The sequence below is a fragment of the Rhizobacter sp. P3_B12 genome (genome assembly GCF_056402895.1).
Map to the genome: position 1 here is coordinate 1 of NZ_JBFUGN010000649.1, position 3546 is coordinate 3546.

General features: G+C 67.2%; 3 protein-coding genes. 2 read left to right on the forward strand and 1 reads right to left on the reverse strand.

Annotated elements, in window-relative coordinates; translation table 11 throughout:
• A partial coding sequence (locus AC1D01_RS25440; protein ID WP_477871313.1) for a sensor histidine kinase occupies positions 1–1375 on the forward strand: 1375 nt, incomplete at its 5' end.
• A gap of 1 nt (position 1376) precedes the next feature.
• Here AC1D01_RS25440 and AC1D01_RS25445 read toward each other — a convergent pair.
• Positions 1377–1847, reverse strand: coding sequence for a hypothetical protein (locus AC1D01_RS25445; protein WP_477871315.1), 471 nt, complete (start codon positions 1845–1847; stop codon positions 1377–1379).
• A 263-nt stretch (positions 1848–2110) separates the two neighbouring features.
• On the opposite strand from AC1D01_RS25445, the gene AC1D01_RS25450 reads away from it, so the two are divergent.
• Entirely contained in the window at positions 2111–2830 is a 720-nt protein-coding gene (locus tag AC1D01_RS25450) for a Crp/Fnr family transcriptional regulator (RefSeq protein ID WP_477871317.1), read from the forward strand.
• Positions 2831–3546: the final 716 nt, after the last annotated feature.

The window sequence follows — 3546 nt, forward strand, 5'->3', positions numbered from 1 at the left end:
GTCGCAGCAGGCGCAACGCGATGCGCTCACCGGCGTGCCCAATCGCACGCTGCTGATGGATCGCCTCGAAGGGGCCATTGCGCAGGCGCGCCGACGCACTGCGCTCTTGGCAGTGCTGTTCCTCGACATCGATCACTTCAAGCCGATCAATGACCAACTCGGCCACGCCGTCGGCGACGACGTGCTGACGCTGGTGGCACGCCGGCTGGAATCGGTGGTGCGCGAATCGGACACCGTGAGTCGCTATGGCGGCGACGAGTTCGTCCTGCTGCTGCCCGAGCTGGGGCAGTCCAACGACGCGGCACTGATCGCCGGCAAGCTGCTGACTGCGCTGGCAGAACCGGCCGAAGTGGGCGGGCGGTGCCTGAACGTGTCGGCCAGCGTCGGCATCGCACTGTGGCCGGACGATGCCGCCAACGGGCCTGCGTTGATCTCGTTGGCCGATGCAGCGATGTACCGCGCGAAGCGGAGCGGTGGCGCGCGCTTCGTGTTCCATCGTCAAGCTGACGCCGCTGAGTCGCAAGCGGACGCCCCGTCCCTGCAGCCGCAGCCGCAGCCGCCGAACCTGGTCGACGTGAACGAGCAGTTGGTGATTTCGGCGCTCGCCGCGCAGGACGCGTTGGTGCGGTCAAGCGAAGCGCAACGACGCCAGGTCCAGCGCTTCGCGGTGGTGGCGCACGAGCTGCGCAATCCGCTGGCGCCGATCCACAATGCTGCGGCGTTGATGCTCGGTGCACGCACGAACGAGGCGGCCCTCATCCGGCTGCAGGGCGTCATCACACGCCAGGTGACCCACCTGGCGCGGCTGGTGGACGATCTGCTCGACGGCTCGCGCGCCGGCACCGGCAAGTTCCACCTCGACCCCGCCGCCGTCGAGATGGTGGCCCTGCTGGCCGGCGTGGCCGAGTCCTTCCGCCCCTCCTTGGTGGCACGCCAGCAAAAGCTGCAGCTTGCATTGCCGGCAGCCCCGGTCGAAGTGGAAGGCGATGCGCTGCGCTTGGCGCAGGTGATCGGCAACCTGCTGGACAACGCCTCGAAGTACACGCCGTCCGGCGGTGAGATCCTGTTGTCACTGGCCGCGCACGGCGAGACCGCCGTCGTGACGGTGCTGGACAACGGCGCCGGCATGTCGTCGCGGACACTGCCGCACGTGTTCGACCTGTTCACGCAGGCGGACGACCTGGCACCGCTTCGGCGCGGTGGGATGGGGATCGGACTGGCGGTGGTGCGCGAGTTGGTGCAGGCACATGGCGGCAACGTCGAAGCGCACAGCGACGGGCTCGGACGTGGCAGCCGCTTCGCGGTGAGGCTGCCGCTGCGGACCGACGCAACGGCGGAAGCGAACGCGATGGCCGCCGTTGCGGCGGCGCAGTGATTCAGCCGGGATGGTCCTGCCCGTCCGAGCCATGCGCCAGCGTCGCGAAGTGCACCGCGTCGCTGAGATGGTGGTAGTCGAAGCCAGCGAACGAATAGACACCGTCCTTGCATGAGATCGCAAGCGCCGCCATGGTGCTGCGCTCCGCGTCGCTGGGCGTGTCGATGCCCGGGTGCGCGCTCTCGCGCTGGCGCACCTGATCGGCCTCGCGCGCACAGACCAACCGCGCGTAGTTGACCGCGTCGCCCAGGTGGACGTAGCGGAAGCCATTGCACTTGTAGTGGTTGCCGTCGTAGCGAATCGCGAACTGCGCCATCAGACGCGTGCGTTCGGACGGTTCGGCTTCGCCCGGGCGTTCGTCCAGGGGCTCGTCCGGGTCCGCGCGGTGGTCGAGGTGCCCGCCCTCGGCGATGAAGGCGTTCTCGGCGGCCGCGTAGCTGCTGTAGCCCCGTTCGGGAAGTCGCTTGGGCATGGTGCCTCCTGGATGCGGCGGACCGCGTCGCGCTTGAAGTGGATCGAGTCACTGCAGCCTGCACGGCGGCGGCCGGGACGTCGGTGCGATGGCGCGCATAGCGCGTGCGGGATGCGCGCCACGGTCCGTGCTTATACTGCCCGAGGCGACGTGTGCGCCCGAGTGGCTCGGGCGTCCTCGATCCGGTTGCAGCTTGACCCGCCAACACCTGCCCTGCCCGCCACCCCGGCGGGCGCGCGGATCGAACCGAAGCGGAGCAGCGGATGGATGCAGCAGGCGACCCCCGACTGAACCAGTTGCTCGCGGCGTTGCCTGAGGCCGCGTGGGCACGCTGGCAGCCCCAGCTGGAATCCGTCGAAATGCCGCTGGGCAAGGTGCTCTACGAACCCGGCAGCCGCCTGAGCCACGTCTACTTCCCCACCACCGCCATCGTCTCGCTGCTGTACGTGCTGGAGAACGGCGCCTCGGCCGAGATCGCGATCGTCGGGCCGGAGGGCCTGGTCGGCGTCTCGCTCTTCATGGGCGGGGGCTCGACGCCCAGCCATGCGGTGGTGCAGAGCTCGGGGCTCGGCTACCGGCTGAACGCGAACTTGATGCTGCAGGAGTTCAACCGAGCCGGCCCGGTGCTGCACCTGCTGCTGCGCTACACGCAAGCGCTGATCACGCAGATGGCACAGACGGCGGTGTGCAACCGCCACCATTCGCTGGACCAGCAGCTGTGCCGCTGGCTGCTGCTCAGCCTGGACCGGCTGAAGTCCAATGACCTGGTGATGACACAGGAGCTGATCGCCAACATGCTGGGCGTGCGGCGCGAAGGCGTCACCGAGGCCGCGGGGCACCTGCAGGCGGACGGACTGATCCGCTACCGGCGCGGCCGCATCACGGTGATCGACCGCCCGCGCCTGGAGCAGCGCACCTGCGAGTGCTATGCGGTGGTCAAGCGCGAATACGAACGCCTGCTGCCGGCGACGCTGGCAAGCTGATGCGCGCCTGGCGGCTCAGAATCCAACGAATCGCGAACAGTCGAAGACCGCTCCGATCCGCCGCGAATCACTCCCACTCGATGATCAATCCGTACGCCGCCTCCCTCTGTACAGAGGTGACCAGCACCTCGCGAAAGCAGGGAATGCCGTCGCGCGTACCGTCATTGCGGGATACCGATTCGACAGGGTAGCGGCAAGTGCCAAGAGCATGGGCAGCGAAGGGCTGCTCCGCAGCGGCTGCGGTCTGTCGCCTGGATCTATCGACCGCCCGCTTGCTGCCTCGATGCGGGCACTGCAGGGCGCCGGAGGTAGCCAAGAGATCGGTCGAGTTTCGCGGCAGAAGGGACACATCGTCAATGCGCCGTGCCCCAATCGAGGCGAGGTCCGGTTGAACGTCCGCTGTGCGGGCACGCGAACTGGAACTCTCGACCCAAAGCGGAAGTTGGGTCAGGCTAAGCGGGGCTCCAGAAAGCGGCCGCTCAACGATTGGCCTGAGAACCGATGACCGGCTTGCCGAGCAACTTCCTCGCGGTGGAAGGGTTAGCCGTTTTTTCGTAGAGTGCGTACCTGTTCCAAGAACTTCGTAAATGTCGCTCGTTGTTCGGGGAAGCGGCTCTGACCTTCTTGAAAGATTGCCTCAGCGGCTTTGAACTCTCCAAGTTTCATCAGGCACTCCCCTTTGGAGAAAAATGCGGCCATACCATTCGGGTTGACTC